Genomic DNA, 17470 nt, shown 5'->3' on the forward strand with positions numbered 1-17470 from the left:
ATAGGGATAGTTTAAAGCTTTAGTGATTGAAATTAAACACTCTCTTACAGCTCATATCCGGCTAATATTGCTCGACCTTTTCCTGATTTTTTGGCTTGATACATGGCTTTATCCGCGCTTTTTAAAATGCGGTCTGCATCCCTTTCATTCAAACCGACCAGTTTAACGCCAATACTGACACCAACGCTAAGCGTATGACCGTTATATGAAATCGAAGTACATATGCTCTTGAGTAACTGTTCTGATACGCGAGTGACGACGGGTTGATTCGCTGGGTTAATCAATATGACAAATTCATCCCCCGATAGTCTGGCGATTAAATCACTGTGTCGAGTAACGGAGGTCATACGCTCAGCCACTACTTTAAGTACTTCATCTCCGGCATCATGACCATATGTATCGTTGATCGCTTTAAACCCATCTAAGTCCAGATAAATTACCGCAAATTCATCCCGAACGTATGCTGATCTTTGTACGAGTTCTTCTAATACAAAATTAAACTTAGAACGATTTGCTAACCCTGTTAGTGGATCATGGTGTGCAAGATATTCCAGCCGCTCCATCTCTTTAGCTTCGGAAAGATCGGTGAGAACGATAACGGAATCATACAGCTCATTACTCTCACACTTCATTATCCGATTCACTTTCGCAAACATAGGAATGAATTGACCGGACTGAGTCTGCTCGATGACTTCTCCTTGCCAGAGACCGTAATTTTCGATGGACTTAATGATACTTGGGAGCATCTTTCGAAGTACTGGGCTGCGAATAGTGCTTATAAACGTATGCCCTACTAACTTTTCAATGTTTTTACCGAGCAACTTTGTCACCGCTGGATTGACCATTGTGATGACACCCCTTTCATTGAGAACAATCAAACCATCTTGGCTACTTTCAAAAACACGTCCAGCGATATGCTCCCTACTCGTAGCCGCTTCAATTTCTGTAATATCTCTAATTTCAAACAACAGATATCCTTGTTTAGATAAAAAACGGCTGGAAAGGCTATATTGCTGTTCGTTATCAATACGACTCAATTTGATTTCAGTACATTCTACCCACTTGTCCAATATATAGTTCAGTTCAATGGAGCTCTTGGTACTAATGAGATTGCGGATGTCGGTATGCAGTAGTTCTCTACTGTTTTTATTAAACATGTCGTAGGTCGCTGAATTGGCGTGAATAATAGTGCCAAGATTATCCGTAATGACCAGCGCATAACGGATAGACTCAATAACTTCATTGGACACTGTACTTTTCTGTTTGAGAGTTTCTAATGAATGTTGGCGCTGCTTGTCGCGTTGAAGTAACTTAAGCACCATGCGATCAAACGAACTTATCAACTCACCTATTTCATCTTTGGTGTGATAGCGTATTTCAGAATAATTGGTGTGCTCATGTGTCAAATCTTGAACCGCACCATTAAGTTGAAGCAGTGGTTTAAGAATTAAACGTCCGATGTAGATATAGAAGAAAACGCTACTAATGCTTAGGAAAATTAGGAGTGTTGCGATATCTTTCAAAAACGAACAATAATTCATGACGATAGGTTGATTTGTTAGGGTTATGCCCAACTGCGCCACCACATTACCCGCTTGGATTATTGGTTCAACGATATACAAATAGTTTTTAGTCTGGATATAACCCAACGCTGAGACTTCATCTGGATGAAAAATAGGCGTAACACCATTACTCCTATTCAGCAAAACGATGGTTTTATTCTCTCGATCATAGAGTTGGGCACTAACGATCGTTTTTTGTGTGAGTAATTCAGCCACAATTGTTTCTGCTTTTTTCTTGTCGTTCGCGATAAGCGCATCTTTAATTGAATGAGAGATGTTGTGAGTTAAAAGTCGTGTTTCTTTAATAAGCTCGAGTTGTAACGGTTGATGTGTGGTGTAGTAAACGTAACCGTGATTAACTACAAAAATGGCAACGATGAATACCAGAATTGGCCAAATAAGCTTTATTCGTAATGACATATATAATCCTGTCGCCAGACAATAATCAAACAACAGAAGGATTGTTATGCAATCCATCTCTCATAAAGGGCGCCAAGAATAACATGATGAATATACAATTCATTGCCAACCTCTGAAAAAAAAAGGTTGTAGTTGAATGAATTAAGTTAAAATTCGAAACATATCAAATAATCGGAAAACTTATTGGTGTAACGAGACTAACCACACTAAAACGCACACCAATTCGGAAATAATGAACTAAATTACTGAACCCAAGGATGGTTTCCCGCATCGTGAAGTTAAGACTTGGGTAGAAGCAGAACTATGACATTGAATAAACAACAACTTACATTAAACTGCGATATGGGCGAGAGCTTCGGTTCCTGGAAAATGGGCGCCGATGAAGATGTTATGCCTCACGTGGATTTGGCTAATATCGCCTGCGGTTTTCATGCGTCAGACCCAAACGTTATGCATGATACTATCACTCTGGCCAATATGCATGATGTGGAAATCGGTGCCCATCCAGGCTATCCAGATTTGCAAGGCTTTGGAAGACGCTCATTGAGCATGGCAGGTGATGAAATCACCAATATGGTTGTTTATCAAGTCGGTGCCCTACAAGCGCTTTGTCGTGCACAATATACTGACATTGGTTATATCAAGCCCCATGGTGCACTGTATAACGACATGATGAAAAGTGATTCGGTGTTTCGAGCTGTCGTTAAGGCTGCTGCCCTATTTAAAGTACCGCTGATGATCCTCGCTTCACAGGAAAATGAAAAATATTTAGAAATCGCTGACGATTTCGATGTCCCATTATTATTTGAAGCGTTTGCCGACAGGTTGTATCAAGACGACGGAATGCTTACTCCAAGGACGCAGCCTAATGCGGTACTAAAAACAGAACACGCTATCCTTGAACAGGTTCGTACGCTTGCAGAATCTGGCCGAGTTAAAACTGCTTCTGGAAATTATATTCTCCTCGAAGCAGACACGATTTGTGTACATGGAGACAACGAAGAATCCATTGCGTTGATCAAGAAAATCCGTCAGAGCCTATATGCTGGAGGGAATTAATGCATCGGGAAAAATTTAGTCTTTCACTTGTTTCAGAATGCAGTGTTTTTGTCAGATTTGACGAGAGCTATCCAGAGAATGTCGTTGGTGAAGTGGCGCACCGAATAAGGGAACAGTTGGAAAGTATTATCATGAATGTCGTTCCATCCTACAGAACGATCTTAATTGATTACTTGCCCTTTAGAATTGATGAGACGACTCTGATAGAAACATTAAACAAGATTATCAGTCAGTTTGACCCTGAAAAGCATAGTTGCCCTGAGCCTAGAACTATTGCTATCCCTGTTTACTATGCAGAAGAAACTGCCTTGGACTTAACGCGATTTAACGAGAGTGGTTTGTCGTTGCAAGATATCATCAAGCTCCACACTCAGACTGTTTATACGGTCTCTGCTATTGGCTTTGCTCCGGGATTTGCATTTCTGTCTGATGTTTGCGAAGAACTAAAAATGCCGAGACTGACATCCCCAAGAACCCGTGTTCCAGCTGGTAGTGTTGGAATCGCAGACAGTAAAACTGCCGTCTATCCTTCTGATAGCCCAGCAGGTTGGAACATAATTGGCCGAAGTCCTATGGCTTTGTTTTCTGACACTCCTCCTTTTATTCCGTTCGAAGTCGGTGACAGGGTGACGTTTACTTCTATATCCAAACCAGAGTTTATTGAGTTAGGAGGAGTTTTATGAGCGAGGCTGGATTGTTAGTCGAGAAACCAGGCCCTCTTTCACTGATTCAAGACTTTGGTCGTTTTGGTTTAGGGCATATCGGCATCACCCAAGGCGGACCTGTTGATGGATACGCTTATAATTGGGCAAATTATCTTTTGGGGAACCCTGTAAATTGCTCAGCAATAGAAATTACATTAGGAAATGCTAGCTTTGTCGCATTGCACAATTGTCACCTCGCTATCTGTGGTGGTGACTTAAACGCGACGGTTGATGGTACTCCTGTCTCAAATTGGTCTGATTTTGCATTAAAGAAAGGCCAAAAGCTTCACTTTGGAATGCCTAAAAACGGGTTGCGTGCTTATCTTGCAGTTAAAGGTGGATTCGATGTTCCACAGCATCTTGGAAGCTCATCGACCATAACGCGAGAGTCACTTGGTGGACTTGATGCTAACGGAAGCGCACTAAAATCTGGCGATGTTCTGAGGTTTACAGCTCATCATCTGCCACAGCATAAACCAAGACAAATGACCTTCCGTTTCAAGCCTGATTACAATTTACCGATAAAGCTACGCGTAATAGAAAGCTACCAATATGAGGATTTTGATACAGAAGTGGTAGACACTTTTTACTCAAGTGAGTTTACCATTTCGCCAGACTCAAACCGCATGGGGTATCGCTTGGAGGGCAATACCATTAATCCTCCGTACAATGGTGTGCTTTCGGAGGGCATTGCGCTTGGTGCAATTCAAGTTCCAAGTGACGGGAATCCGATAGTTTTGCTTAATGACCATCAAACGATAGGTGGATATCCAAAGCTTGGATGCGTTGCGAGAATTGATTTACCTAGGCTGGCGCAAGCGAAACCCGGTCAAAAGGTGCGCTTTGTTAAAGGTGATAGACGGAAACTGCAAGACTTGTGGTGCCAATGGGCTCAGTTTTTCGGATACTAAGCCCGTCGCGCGAATAATCTTAGACCAAAAAGAGTTACATACCGTAACGTTCCGCTAAAGATTTCGGATAGTCGCGCTCTTGTGTAAGTTGTATTGCATATTGCTCGACTTCCTCTTCACTCCAATGCACCGCGACCGGATGTTGTAATTCGACATTACGTTGAGGTTCAATATCAAACCAATGCTGCAGCATCTTTTGGGCAGCGAGTAATGTAGAAGAAGCTTTTACGATTTCAATACGAGCATAGTTATTTCGCTCGAAAGAGACGTCCGCAGCCCTTAATACCGGGTCAGTTCCTGGGATCTGTTGAGCGCCGAATAGTGCTTTTCCACCTTTTACAGCTGAGCTGTAGTCAGGGATGAACTGTGCCATATGCTGAATAGCATTATTAGTTCTCTCTTCTAATGCTTCTTCTCTCCAGCCCTCACGAATTTTGGACAATAAAAGCCTCGGAAGCTCCGGTTGAGCCGATTCACCAGTACTCGCAACCAAGCCATCGTCAAACAAGGTAATCCCCTTTGTCATACCATGTAGTTGGAAATAGCCATCGCCATAAGGCGTTAACTGTGCCATTCCTTTATCAGTCCCGCGAGGACCGTGGAAAATGACTTCAGGCCATTGCTGGTCACACGCTTGCCACTGCGTAATGTAGGCTGCTTTAAACTCAACCAAGCGTTCGCGTTTAGCTCCAACAACATTATCAACAGATCCAGTCTCAAAACCACAGGCATTGACTAAATAGTCACCCGTCAAAGTATGATTTATTCCGTTGTGCTCATACTTGAGTTGCCAATGATCGCCCTTCCAATCCGCTTGTTTAAGCTCTGCTTGGGTAAGGACATTGGCGTTAGGTAGTTGCTCTAAAGTCAGATTGGCAATCGCCGCAAGGCGAAAAACGCTCCAGCCGTATTCTTGTACCGCAACGACCGGATATTTTAACTCGTCTAAGTCTGTATGCTGAGCAAAAGGAATACACCAGTCATCAAAGGTAGATGGCTCGGTTGGCTGAGAGCACTTCGCTAGTTCCACTAACTGTTCTTTTGAGTACAACTTGTAATACTCGTTAGGTTCGCCCAATACCTTGTTGCTTACGTCTCTATCAACGAGTGATTGGTAAGCGTTTTTAATTACCTCAAGACGAGGGATAAGCGCTGCAGGATCACCGCCATCTGAGTGCGGAACTGCAATGATTGTAGGACGAATATTCAGTGAACGCGGATATAGACGAATGGTATCTATAGATTGAGAAAGCAAGTCTAAACACTGTTGCTCAGAAATCTCTCGGTATAAGTTGCCGCCAGCATGCAGGTGACAGATGGGAGGACCATTCACCAGTGACACGCCTTTTTCGATCACGGATACTTGAAAACCTAGTTCTGCAAAATGAATTGCTGCTGTTGCACCGGCAACTCCGCCGCCAACAACAACGATGTGTTTTTGTTTGTAACTTGGAAACTCAGACTTCATTGCTTCACTGATAATTTTATAAGGGAAATTCTTTACTATTGGTTAATTCTACTCGTCTTTGAGCATGATTAAAATCACAAAAAGTTCATGGGTTTGCATAGACCTCAAAACTTGTTTTTTTAAAGAAAAAAAATTGAGAAAAAGTACTTGACGGCCTTATGAGTTAGAGAGTGTTTTATGCTTTTGTGAATAATATATTTACCACAAGACCCACGGCATAAAGCCTCTCGTATTACCTTACTTTTTCCCCCTCTCAGTTATCCCTAAAGTTATCCACTGTTTTTGTGGATAACTAAAATAAAAGTGTCATGGAGCGCTTATAACTCTTTTAGATCTATACCGATTCAGTGTTTATTGGTGTTAATAATCTTCTCAATAAACTCATTACAACAAGTGCCAACGTAACAAAGGTCGCCAGAGGTAAAGCTATCCATAGTTCAGGGTGAATTTGTGAATTAAGGTCAAGTCCATATACCATCACTGCAGCAACGCAAAGTTCTGATGCCAACACAGCGACACTACTGGCTACCAACGCCATAATCCCATACTCAACCCATAAAGTGGTATTGATTCGCTTTCTGCTCGCACCTAACGTGCGATACAAACGAATTTCTTGTTGGCGCTGAGACAAGCTTAAGCGCAACAACGTGAAAATAAGCAGTAAACCAGCCACTACACCTAATAGGGCAAGAATAGTAATCGCAGACACGATTTGTTGGATCAGCGCCTGAATTTTTTGCCCCATAGTACGAATGTCTAATACAGACACTGTTGGGTGTGCGCGAGACATAGTGGTTAGCAATTCTTGGTCTGCTTCTTTTATCCGGTAACTAATAAGATAAGAGCCTGGCAAACTTGCCATCACGTCAGAAGAAAATATGAAGTAAAAGTTTGGTTTCATGTCGCGCCACTCTACGTGGCGAATAGTATCGACTTTAGCATCGAAGTTTTGACTGTTAATCACAAACCTTAGCGTGTCACCAATCTTTATTCCCAAATCTCTCGCTACATCAGCCTCTACAGATACACTTTCTTTATTTGACCACTCTCCAGAAAGTACCTCATTATAGTCCGGAAGGCTGTCACCCCAGGTCAAGTTGAGCTCACGACGAATAGCGTCTGATCCTTCTCCTTTATGCTCAATATCTTTGACATTCACGCCATTTATTTCGGTTAACCGCCCCCGAATTATTGGGAATGCTTGTGACCTTGTAACACCATTTTTATCGAGCGTTTCTAAATAATTAGCAAGCTCATACTCCGCAATATTTAATGCGAATACATTGGGAGCATTGGCTGGTAACGTTCTCTCCCAATCAGCAAGAATATCGCTTCGCACTAACCAGATGATAGATAACAACATCAGGGACAGAGATAGAGCACCAAATTGCAAACCGCTAGTAACTGGCGTTCGGTTGATTCTGCTAAGCGCCAATTTCGTAGCTGGTTGTGTTGAAAAGCGCGCGATCAATTTTGTCAGTGTGACGCTCAACGCTGCTAGAACAGCAAATAACGTCGCAATACCGATGAGAACAATCCAAACTAAAGTGTTGTTTGCGTATAGAACTAATAGTGGGACTACAGGAACTAAAACTAACAACATCCGTTTCCAAGATCGTTGTGCTTTGCCTTGTTGCAATACTTCCAGAGCGGGCGTTTTAATAAGCCCGAGCAACGGAATTCCCAATGCTGGTACAGTAATCAACACCGCTGACGTAAAAGCGACCAAAAACGGTGTGACACCGTAACTTGGTAGTGGGTTAGGTAGCAGATCTTTTAATGGAATACGTAACAGATATTCGAGTCCACTCCCTAAAAGCAAACCAACAATACTTGCGCTCAGGAGCAGTATTGTCACCTGAATAAACAGCCATTTCTCTATCCAACGACGACTGGCTCCCAGACTCTTTAGCATCGCGATGGTTTGAGTGCGGCTATTCACATAATTCTGGCATGTAAGCACCAATGTTGTTGATGCCATAATGATAACAATCGCTACTGTTAAGGACAGATATTGTGTCGTTCTTTCAAAGATTTCATTACTTCGGTTTGCACTGTCTTGCGTACGCCAGCGATCGCTTGGCGATAGCTCCGTTGTGTCTTGCAGTTGCTTTAATGTCTTGTCATCAGCTTTCAAGAACAATCGGTATTGCACACGGCTACCAACTTGTATCGCTCCCGTTTTAGCGACATCACTTTGATGAATGTAAGCCGACGGCATTTGCTGGAATGGATTGAAGCTTAAACCGGGTTCCAGCAAAACTGCTCCTGAAACGGTAAAATCCGCGTCGCCAATAGTGACAACGTCACCCTTATGAACTTCCAACTGGGCCATAATGCGCTCATCAAGCCATAGCTGACCAGATTTCACTCGGCCTGAGGTGGTGTCACCTAATACTAACTCCCCCATCAGCGGATAGTAATCATCCACCGCGAGCACCGATATCAACTGCATGCCTTTTTCACTGAAAGCCATTGTTGGAAAGCGTGTCATTGTTGAACGTTCAAGTTTGTCTGTTGATGCGAGCAACGTTTTTGGAATTGGATTAGCAGACACAAATACCGCATCAGCAGTTAAGGCATCTTTACCCTGCTTAACGATCACCTGCTCCATTCGGGAAGCTAAAGCAGACAACGCAAAAATACTCGCAATCACCAGCACGAGAGCCACGCTTATCGGCCAAAGGCTCCCCTGTTTTATTTCGCCGAAACTCCAACGAATTAAGCTTTTGTTTGGAGAATGCTTTTGTATTGTTCCTTGCTCAGTCGAGCTCTGGTCACTTGAAGATACTACTGACATTACACTGCCTCCTGAAGCTCACCAGCCTCCATGCGATAAACGCGATCACATCGACTTGCTAAATGACTATCATGAGTGACTAAAATGAGAGTAGTGTCATGCTGCTCATTGAGATCAAAGAGTAACTCGATGACTCTATCGGCCGTTTGGTGATCGAGATTACCGGTAGGTTCATCGGCAAAAAGCAGTTCTGGTTGTGTCATAAATGCACGTGCCAGTGCAACACGCTGTTGCTCTCCGCCAGACAACTGACTTGGTAGATGGTCCATACGTTTCTCTAATCCAACCGCTTTTAATAGCTCTGAAGCCCGTTTTTCATCTTCGACTTCGCCTCTTAATAAACATGGGAGCGTTACATTACGCAGTGCTGTCAGGCTTGGAATAAGTAAAAAGCTTTGAAAAACGAAGCCCAGCGATTCAGCCCGGATCTTCGCTCGAGCTTCATCGTCCAATTTAGAAAGTTCGTTACCAAGCAAAGTGATTTCACCTGATGTTGGCGTATCAAGGCCAGCCAATAGCGTCATTAGCGTCGATTTACCAGCACCAGAGGTACCAACTATCGCTATTTTTTCACCTTTCCTGATGTCAATATTTACATCTTTTAGGATTGTTAATCGTTCGTTATTAGTAGAGACTTGTTTAGAAACTAAATTCGCTTGAACAATAGGTGCTTTAAGTACAGGTGTTTGCATGATTCGATTACTTTCCTTAGTTCTCTTTTTTTGTCTTTCTATTACCGCGCAAGCGAACGAAAAACTGCTTGTTTTGGGTGATAGCCTGAGTGCTGGCTACAATATGCCGATTGAGAATAGTTGGCCTAGCTTACTCCCCGCAGTGCTGTTAGAACATGGTCAAAATGTAACAGTTATTAATGGTAGTATCTCAGGAGACACTACAGGTAACGGTTTGGCACGTCTCCCACAACTTCTGGAACAACATGCTCCAGACATCGTCTTGATTGAACTGGGTGCAAATGATGGACTACGTGGATTCCCACCAAAAGTTATTACGGCAAACCTTTCGCAAATGATTACTATGATCAAAGAATTTGGTGCGGAAGTCATCATGATGCAAATCCGTGTCCCACCAAATTACGGTACCCGCTATAGCGATATGTTTTACGATATATACCCGCAATTGGCTGAAAATCAGCAAGTACAATTAATGCCATTTTTCTTAGAGCATTTAGTGACAAAGCCCGACTGGATGATGGATGACGGGCTACATCCGAAACAAGAAGCACAGCCTTGGATAGCGGATTTTGTCGCACAAGAATTGATCAAACATTTTTAATTTTAATGGTCTAGCTCAATAAGTGGTCTCTGACTTTACGTTATTCTAGTTGAGATTTCATTCATCGAGGTTAGATAACAACATGCGAATAGAACCTTTAATTCAAGGTGTTGTTGCTCGTTCTGCGCATCCATATGGATGTCATGCATCGATAAAAGAGCAAATTGAATACGTAAAACAAGCTCCACAGATCAAAAATGGCCCAAAACGGGTATTGATTATTGGTGCATCCTCTGGATTCGGGCTGGCGGCTCGTATTGCCCTTACCTTTGGTGGAGCAAAAGCTGACACTATTGGCGTTTCTTTTGAGCATGGTCCATCTGAAAAAGGGGTTGGCAGCGCAGGCTGGTACAACAATGTATTTTTCAAGCAAGAAGCGAATAACGCTGGTCGCACGGCGATCAATATCGTCGGTGATGCATTCTCTGATTCGGTACGCAACGACGTAATTGAAGCGATAGAAACGTATTTCGAAGGTGAAGTAGATTTAGTTATCTACAGCTTAGCTACAGGTGTTCGACCTAAACCAAACAGCGACGAATTTTGGCGCAGTGTGATTAAGCCGATTGGTAATGCTGTAACGGGTGCTTCTATCATGCTGGAAAATGACCAGTGGGTAGAGACCACCCTTCAGCCTGCGACAGAGGAAGAAGCAGCGGCAACCATTAAAGTAATGGGTGGTGAAGACTGGGAAAGCTGGATTGACACGTTGATTAACACGGAATCTCTTGCCGAAGGCTGTAAAACTATCGCATTTTCGTACATGGGGCCAGAGCTTACCCACCCTATCTATTTAGATGGAACTTTAGGGCGAGCAAAAATCGACTTACACCAAACCAGCCATGCGTTAAACCTTAAAATGGCTAATTATGGTGGCGGCGCTTACGCGACGGTATGTAAAGCATTGGTAACGAAAGCAAGTGTTTTCATTCCTGCGTTGTCCCCTTATCTGCTTGCACTTTATCGAGTCATGAAGGCCAAAGGCACACATGAACGATGCATAGAACAGATGCAGCGTTTGTTCACAACTAAGTTATTCACTGGGTCAAAAGTACCTTTGGATGGCGAAAGGCTGATTCGTATAGATGATCTGGAGCTCGATCCACAAGTACAAGAAGAAGTGAAACAGATTGTCGAGCAAATGAACGGAGATAATTTCAAACAGATTGGAGACTATCAAGGTTATAAAGATGAGTTTATGAAGCTCAATGGCTTTAACTTTGACAATGTTGATTACTCGCAAGAGATATCAATAGAAGACCTAAAGTTACTTGAGCCTTAAGCTCTACCCCAATGTTTCATCTTTGAGACAGTTCGTAACAATAAAGAGTCCTGAATCGTTTTCAGGACTTTTTTTTGTTTCGCGATGACCCACCTCTATACTTAACAAGTATAAGTAATGTTATAAAAACAAAAACTGAACAAAGCCTAGATTCACAGGATGTGAACTCACTTTAAAGGACGAACTTATGGGGAGATTTCAGACTCTAGATTATAAAATCCCTGACTCCATGCAAAGTAGCTGGCAGGACATTGTTAATCTGCTTGGTCAAATTGCCGAAGTGCCGACAGCACTCATTATGCGAGCTCACGATGACTACATTGAGGTCAATACGTCGAGCGATTCACCTGACAATCCATACAAGCCTGGTGATAAAGAGACTCTGGGAAGTGGTTTGTATTGCGAATATGTCATCCACAACAAATGTGAGCTCAATGTTCCCAACGCCCTGTCTGATAAAACTTGGAGTAATAACCCAGATATAAAACTTGGCATGATTTCTTACTCAGGTCTACCCTTGCTCTGGCCCAATGGCGAAGTGTTTGGAACCATCTGTATGCTTGATTCAAAGGCAAATGATTTCAACGATACTTATCGCCAATTGTTAACCAAATTTAAAGACTCAGTTGAAGCCCAACTCGCTGTTGTTTTCCAGCAACACAAGTTATTAAGATTGAACCATGAGCTACAGAATCGTGTAGAGAACCGCACCACAGACCTTGCGCAACTCAGTTTTTCACTAAGCAAAGAAATTGATCGGCGAAAAGCGGCCGAAAAACAAGTCAATTATCAGAAAACTCACGATCAAGGGACTGGATTTTTAAACCGCTCAGCGTTAGAGAAAGTTGTTGAAAACACGCTGTGCTCCCTTGAAGACGATCAACAATCACTCATCGTTATTAATATCGGTTTTAGTAATGCACGTAGTATACAAACACGATTCGGCTTTGAAGCCTTCGATGAAGTACTCAAAGAATTTCATTCCCGGCTAATCCAACATGATTCCAGTTTTGTAACTGGTCGTCCTAGTTCCAATGATCTGGTTCTATTAATTTGGGGAGACGATGTAGATACTAAACTACACAAGTTACTCGAAGAAATTACTCACATCAGTTTAGGTGATTTTCACATCAACGCGACTGAAATTCACCTGCACTCTTACATTGGTGTCGTTAAGGCTCATCGAAAAAGTGACGCAAAACAACTGCTCCAAAATGCCTGCTATGCCATGTTGCTTTGTAAAGAATCAGGAGAAGCGTACCGATACTTTTTTGAGAGTCACTCAAACGAACTTAACAACCACAATGAGTTGGAAGGTTACTTATTACAAGCGGTTCGTAACGACGACCTAATGCTCTATTTTCAACCTAAAGTTAACCTGCAGACTCATAAGTGGATTGGCGCAGAAGCATTATTGCGTTGGCGTCACCCTGTATTAGGTGATGTATCTAATGAAGCGTTGATACGAATGGCAGAACAGAACGGGCTGATATTTGAGGTCGGTTTGTTTGTGCTTCGCACCGCGATTGCAAAAGCAAAGCAGTGGTCAGAATTGGTTGATAACTTTAAAGTTGCAGTTAATGTCTCTCCAGTTCAACTACAAAATGTTAACTTCGCCGAGCAGGTGGAACATCTGTTAGAAACCTATCATCTTCCGGCCCACTTTCTTGAATTGGAAATAACGGAAAGTGCATTAATCGCAGATGAAATCATTGCTCAGGCAACCTTAAATAAATTGCACCAGACCGGAGTGACGCTGTCACTTGATGACTTTGGTACAGGCTTTGCGTCTTTTAGTTATTTGAAAAAGTATCCGTTCGATGCAATAAAAATCGACAAGAGTTTTGTCCAGCAAATGGCAAAGTCTGACAATGATCGCGCCATCATTTGCTCTATTATTCACATCGCTAAAAAGCTCGATCTGCAAGTTGTTGTAGAAGGCGTTGAGTCAACTTCACAGGAACAGTTTTTGATTCAAGAAGGTTGCGATGTAGCACAAGGTTTTCTCTATGGTAAACCCATGGCTTGTAATGAGTTTGAACAAGGTTTGCTTAATCAACGTCCGCTAGGTGGAGAGTATGCTTATCCACCAGAGCTTTTGCCGAAATAAGTTGAAAGTCCCCTGCTCGGTATCGGTTTGTGCCATTGATACCTGCATATTAAAGTCAATGGGGTATACTGCTTTACTCTCTTGGCGGTGATTCCTATAATCGCCGCCCGCTTCTAATTAAAAGGCCAATATTTTCATGGATCAGTTAACTGCCGCACTAAAGAAAATCGAAAAGCAGAACTACCGTGCTTACCAGCAAATCAAAGGTCAATATGACTTTACTGATTTCACGCTGTTTATCGATCATGTTCAAGGTGACCCTTACGCGTCAGCATCTCGTCTAAGAGCAATCAGAGCGTGGTCTTTAACTGGCCTAGAGTGGCTGAAAGATGAATCACCTGCTTTCCAACGTGCTGCTCGCGATTTTATTGCTCGAAGTTTTGATCAGTTCGCCAAGCAGGAGAATGCCGTTTCGATCGCTCTAAGTGGCCAAACCGTGTTGGATAGCACAGCCGTTCTATTTACTGAAGAAGGGATAGAATTACGTTTTAGAGTCGATCTTCCAGCAGAAGGCCGTTCTGTGCTAGGCAAAAAAGCCAACAACATACTGACGTTCCATTTGCCTAAATTCATTCGTCGCGCAACGCTAGAACGCGAGTTAGATAAAGAAGCGATGTTAAAGCACTGCCAGGTAGTAGAAGATCAGGATGCACTTAGAGAGCAATTAGAAGCGCACAACTTAGTCGCGTTTGTTGCTAATGGAAGTATTCTTCCTCGTGTTGCTGGTAACTGCGATTTACCGATGAAAGATGCCGTTGAATTCAGAGCTCCAGAATCGCTACAAGTTACATTGCATGCTCCGAATAAGGGTTATGTGACCGGTTTGGGTATTCCTAAAGGTATCTCTTTGATCGTTGGTGGCGGTTTCCATGGTAAATCAACCTTACTGAATGCAATTGAGCGCTCTATTTATGACCACATTTCTGGTGATGGTCGTGAGTATATTGTCACGGACAACAAAGCGATGAAGATTCGTGCTGAAGATGGTCGCTGTGTCCATCATCTGAATTTGTCGAATTACATCAACCATCTTCCGATGGGGAAAGACACCGCTGATTTTGCTACCCAAGATGCATCTGGCTCTACTTCTCAAGCTGCGTGGCTGCAAGAATCGATTGAATCGGGTGCTACGTCTTTACTTATCGACGAAGATACGTCAGCAACGAACTTTATGATTCGTGATGAACGCATGCAGGCGCTGGTTGCAAAAGGCGATGAACCGATTACACCACTTGTTGACCGTATTGGTCAGCTGCGTGATGAACTGGATATTTCAACAATCATTGTAATGGGTGGCTCTGGTGACTACCTTGATGTTGCCAACACCGTGATTCAAATGCATGACTACCAAGCTGTTGACGTGACAGAGAAAGCCAAGCAAGTTATCGACCAGCATCCTACTCAGCGTCACAACGAATCTGAAGAAGCGTTGAAAACGTTCCGCCCTCGTGCTCTTAACCGTGTGGCGTTAATGAACATTCTCACTGATGGAAAGTTCCGCATTAATGCAAAAGGAAAAGATTCACTTCGATTCGGCAAAGAATTTACCGATCTAAGCGCGTTAGAGCAGTTAGAATCCGCAGACGAAGTGAATACCATTGGTTGGCTGTGGTTCCAGTTAGCACAACTTCCTGGCTGGTGTAACAATCCTGCGAAAGAAATCGAAGAAATGCTATCTGGTGAATGGCATGCACCATTACCAAAACAGGGTGACTTAGCAAAGCCTCGTACTTTGGATGTGATGGCAGCTCTAAACCGCATGCGTAAATCTCAGTTCAAACCATCTCATTAAACGACACGATACGTTTAATCAAAAGGCAGCCATGAGAGCTGCCTTATTTTTTGCTTCAAATTGCGTATTAAATAACGCCAAGCTCGCGCAAACGTTCCATTAAGTAACTGTGCGCGGTGTAACGTTCTGATAGAACGACGTCTGGTTTAGGATGTAAGAACAATGGTAATGAAATGCGAGACTTATCTTGACGTCCGCCAGTCGGATTAATCACACGGTGCGTTGTCGATGGGAAATACCCACCCGACGCTTCTTGTAGCATGTCACCAATATTGATGATCAAGTTACCGAAATCACAAGGTACATCAATCCAATCACCTTCTCGGCTCTTAACCTGTAGACCCGGCTCATTCGCAGCAGGTAGCACAGTAAGTAAGTTGATGTCTTCATGCGCAGCAGCACGGATAGCCCCTGGTTCTTCTTCGCCAGTCATCGGTGGGTAATGCAGTACTCGAAGTAGCGTTTTCTGGCTATTGTTAATCATTTCTGACAACTCGATTGAAAACTTCTCTTGAACCTCTTTCGGCGCGTATTGCTCAACCCAGCCTAAAAGCTCTTGCGCAAATGCATTAGCACGTTCGTAGTATTCTAGGATCTCAGCTTTCAACTGCTCTGGAATCTGTCCCCAAGGATAAACATGAAAGTATTCTTTGATATCTTTTACACTATGCCCTTTTGCCACTTCAGATACCGAAGGAGGAAAGTAACCATCTTGAGTTTCTACGTTAAAGTGAAAATCATTTTTTTGCTCTGAGCAGAAAAACGCATGCCAATTTTTATAAATTGATTCCACCAACTCTTGAGGAATCGGGTGGTTTTTTAACACACCAAATCCGGTTTCGCGTAGCGATGCAACAAATTGTTGGGCAGCATCATCAGCAAGGTAATCGACAGTTTCCAGTTTCATGACTTTACTTCTTTTTTATTAGATTGAATCTCGAATTCTATGGATGGATATGTTGTAAATCAAACTTTAATGAAATGTATATGCACAAACGGTTCATTGTTGAGCGCTCTGTATATTATTCAACAATTATCGTGATCAATTCGCGCCTAAAAACAAACAATTGCACAGCGTTCAATTCAGTGTAATTATATGTGCCTCAAGTTGAACAATGCTCCCTCAGTTCGACTTTTCGTAAGAAACCATGTGAAGGATCGAAAAATTTATGAAAAGCATTTCTACACTTTTGGGGCTGACGATTATTTATGCCGTCGTTTTTTTGTTCTCAGCGTTAGAACCGAACTCAAGAGCCGTTTGGTTTGCTGAAATTTTCCCCGCGATTGGTCTCCTTATTTCGATATGGGTCATTTCGATTCGTTACCAGTTTAGTAACACCGCTTATATCCTGATGTTTGTCTGGCTGTGCCTTCACACAGTCGGGGCTAAATATACTTTTGCTGAAGTCCCCTTTGACTGGTTTAACAACTTGATCGGATCTGAAAGGAACAATTTTGACCGAGTAGCACATTTCTCTATTGGTCTGTACGCCTACCCAATCGCTGAATATTTAATTTATAAGAAAAAGTTCAACGTTAAATTTTCTTGTTGGTTTGCTTTGTTTGCGATTATGTCGTTAGCGGCAGGTTATGAAATCATTGAATGGTGGTATGCAGTGCTTGCTGGTGGTGAAGAAGGAATCGCATTTCTGGGCTCACAAGGAGACGTCTGGGACGCCCAGAAAGACATATTATGTGACACTTTAGGAGCAATCGTGTCTTTGGTTTTAATGACGACTCAACGTCGACTCGCGAAGCCATTCTAGGTACGGATTAAATCCGTCAACAATCGGTACTTGCACGATCTGAGCAACTTCATATTCGTGCAAGCTCTCGATTTTCTCTTCAACTAATTCGTACAGTTCACGGCGAGTTTTAATAATTAAAAGCCACTCAGTGTCGGTACAAATTTCCCCTTTCCAAACGTAATGACTTTCGATTGGCATGGTTTGAATGCACGCCGCTAACTCAGCACCTAAAAGACCTTTTATGATTTGATCTCGGTTTTGTTCATTACCCGTGGTGCTTAACACTATGCAGTAATCGTTCTTTAGCGTCATCATTTGTCC

General features: G+C 42.7%; 14 protein-coding genes. 8 read left to right on the forward strand and 6 right to left on the reverse strand.

All coding sequences use genetic code 11. The features are described 5' to 3' along the window. Positions 1-44 precede the first annotated feature (44 nt). On the reverse strand, positions 45-1982 hold the full coding sequence (locus WJM94_RS11585; RefSeq protein WP_444494365.1) for a diguanylate cyclase domain-containing protein: 1938 nt from the start codon (positions 1980-1982) through the stop codon (positions 45-47). A gap of 303 nt (positions 1983-2285) precedes the next feature. Between WJM94_RS11585 and WJM94_RS11590 the strand changes: the two genes are divergently transcribed. The 3 genes from WJM94_RS11590 to WJM94_RS11600 are packed head-to-tail and all read left to right on the forward strand — an operon-like array spanning position 2286 to position 4656. Continuing rightward, complete coding sequence (locus tag WJM94_RS11590) at positions 2286-3041, forward strand: 5-oxoprolinase subunit PxpA (RefSeq protein ID WP_444494366.1); 756 nt, start codon at positions 2286-2288, stop codon at positions 3039-3041. Then, positions 3041-3724 (forward strand): 5-oxoprolinase subunit B family protein, encoded by a 684-nt coding sequence (locus tag WJM94_RS11595; RefSeq protein WP_444494367.1) that lies wholly within the window; start codon positions 3041-3043, stop codon positions 3722-3724. The genes WJM94_RS11590 and WJM94_RS11595 overlap by 1 nt, the downstream gene beginning before the upstream one ends. Next, positions 3721-4656, forward strand: a complete 936-nt coding sequence (locus WJM94_RS11600; protein ID WP_444494368.1) for a biotin-dependent carboxyltransferase family protein — start codon at positions 3721-3723, stop codon at positions 4654-4656. Before WJM94_RS11595 ends, WJM94_RS11600 begins: the two co-directional genes overlap by 4 nt. 34 nt (positions 4657-4690) lie before the next feature. On the opposite strand, the gene WJM94_RS11605 is transcribed toward WJM94_RS11600, so the two are convergent. The 3 genes from WJM94_RS11605 to WJM94_RS11615 all read right to left on the reverse strand — a co-directional run bounded on the left by WJM94_RS11605 (position 4691) and on the right by WJM94_RS11615 (position 9616). Continuing rightward, positions 4691-6124 carry an FAD-dependent oxidoreductase gene (locus tag WJM94_RS11605; protein WP_444494369.1) on the reverse strand — a complete coding sequence of 478 codons (1434 nt, stop codon included), beginning with the start codon at positions 6122-6124 and terminating at the stop codon, positions 4691-4693. A 334-nt stretch (positions 6125-6458) separates the two neighbouring features. Continuing rightward, positions 6459-8924 carry an ABC transporter permease gene (locus tag WJM94_RS11610; RefSeq protein ID WP_444494370.1) on the reverse strand — a complete coding sequence of 822 codons (2466 nt, stop codon included), beginning with the start codon at positions 8922-8924 and terminating at the stop codon, positions 6459-6461. Beyond that, positions 8924-9616 (reverse strand): ABC transporter ATP-binding protein, encoded by a 693-nt coding sequence (locus tag WJM94_RS11615; RefSeq protein WP_444494371.1) that lies wholly within the window; start codon positions 9614-9616, stop codon positions 8924-8926. Before WJM94_RS11615 ends, WJM94_RS11610 begins: the two co-directional genes overlap by 1 nt. Between WJM94_RS11615 and WJM94_RS11620 the strand changes: the two genes are divergently transcribed. From WJM94_RS11620 to WJM94_RS11635, 4 genes are all read left to right on the forward strand, one after another. Then, a complete protein-coding gene (locus tag WJM94_RS11620) occupies positions 9615-10217 on the forward strand; it encodes an arylesterase (RefSeq protein ID WP_444494372.1) in 603 nt (200 codons plus the stop codon). The two genes, WJM94_RS11615 and WJM94_RS11620, sit on opposite strands and share 2 nt — an antisense overlap. 82 nt (positions 10218-10299) lie before the next feature. Then, a complete protein-coding gene (gene fabV, locus WJM94_RS11625) occupies positions 10300-11499 on the forward strand; it encodes an enoyl-ACP reductase FabV (RefSeq protein WP_444494373.1) in 1200 nt (399 codons plus the stop codon). Positions 11500-11686: 187 nt separating this feature from the next. After that, positions 11687-13609, forward strand: a complete 1923-nt coding sequence (locus tag WJM94_RS11630) for a putative bifunctional diguanylate cyclase/phosphodiesterase (RefSeq protein WP_444494374.1) — start codon at positions 11687-11689, stop codon at positions 13607-13609. A gap of 136 nt (positions 13610-13745) precedes the next feature. Next, the gene (locus WJM94_RS11635; RefSeq protein ID WP_444494375.1) at positions 13746-15401 is read left to right on the forward strand and encodes a P-loop domain-containing protein; all 1656 of its coding nucleotides are present in this window, start codon (positions 13746-13748) and stop codon (positions 15399-15401) included. A 67-nt stretch (positions 15402-15468) separates the two neighbouring features. On the opposite strand, the gene WJM94_RS11640 is transcribed toward WJM94_RS11635, so the two are convergent. After that, the gene (locus WJM94_RS11640; RefSeq protein ID WP_444494376.1) at positions 15469-16308 is read right to left on the reverse strand and encodes an isopenicillin N synthase family dioxygenase; all 840 of its coding nucleotides are present in this window, start codon (positions 16306-16308) and stop codon (positions 15469-15471) included. A 262-nt stretch (positions 16309-16570) separates the two neighbouring features. Here WJM94_RS11640 and WJM94_RS11645 point away from each other — a divergent pair, with 262 nt between their 5' ends. Then, the gene (locus tag WJM94_RS11645) at positions 16571-17167 is read left to right on the forward strand and encodes a DUF2238 domain-containing protein (protein WP_444494377.1); all 597 of its coding nucleotides are present in this window, start codon (positions 16571-16573) and stop codon (positions 17165-17167) included. Here the strand turns inward: WJM94_RS11645 and cutA are convergent. Next, on the reverse strand, positions 17129-17461 hold the full coding sequence (cutA, locus tag WJM94_RS11650; RefSeq protein ID WP_444494378.1) for a divalent-cation tolerance protein CutA: 333 nt from the start codon (positions 17459-17461) through the stop codon (positions 17129-17131). The two genes, WJM94_RS11645 and cutA, sit on opposite strands and share 39 nt — an antisense overlap. Positions 17462-17470 lie beyond the last annotated feature (9 nt).

This window comes from Vibrio sp. YIC-376, from assembly GCF_052353105.1.
GTDB lineage: Bacteria > Pseudomonadota > Gammaproteobacteria > Enterobacterales > Vibrionaceae > Vibrio.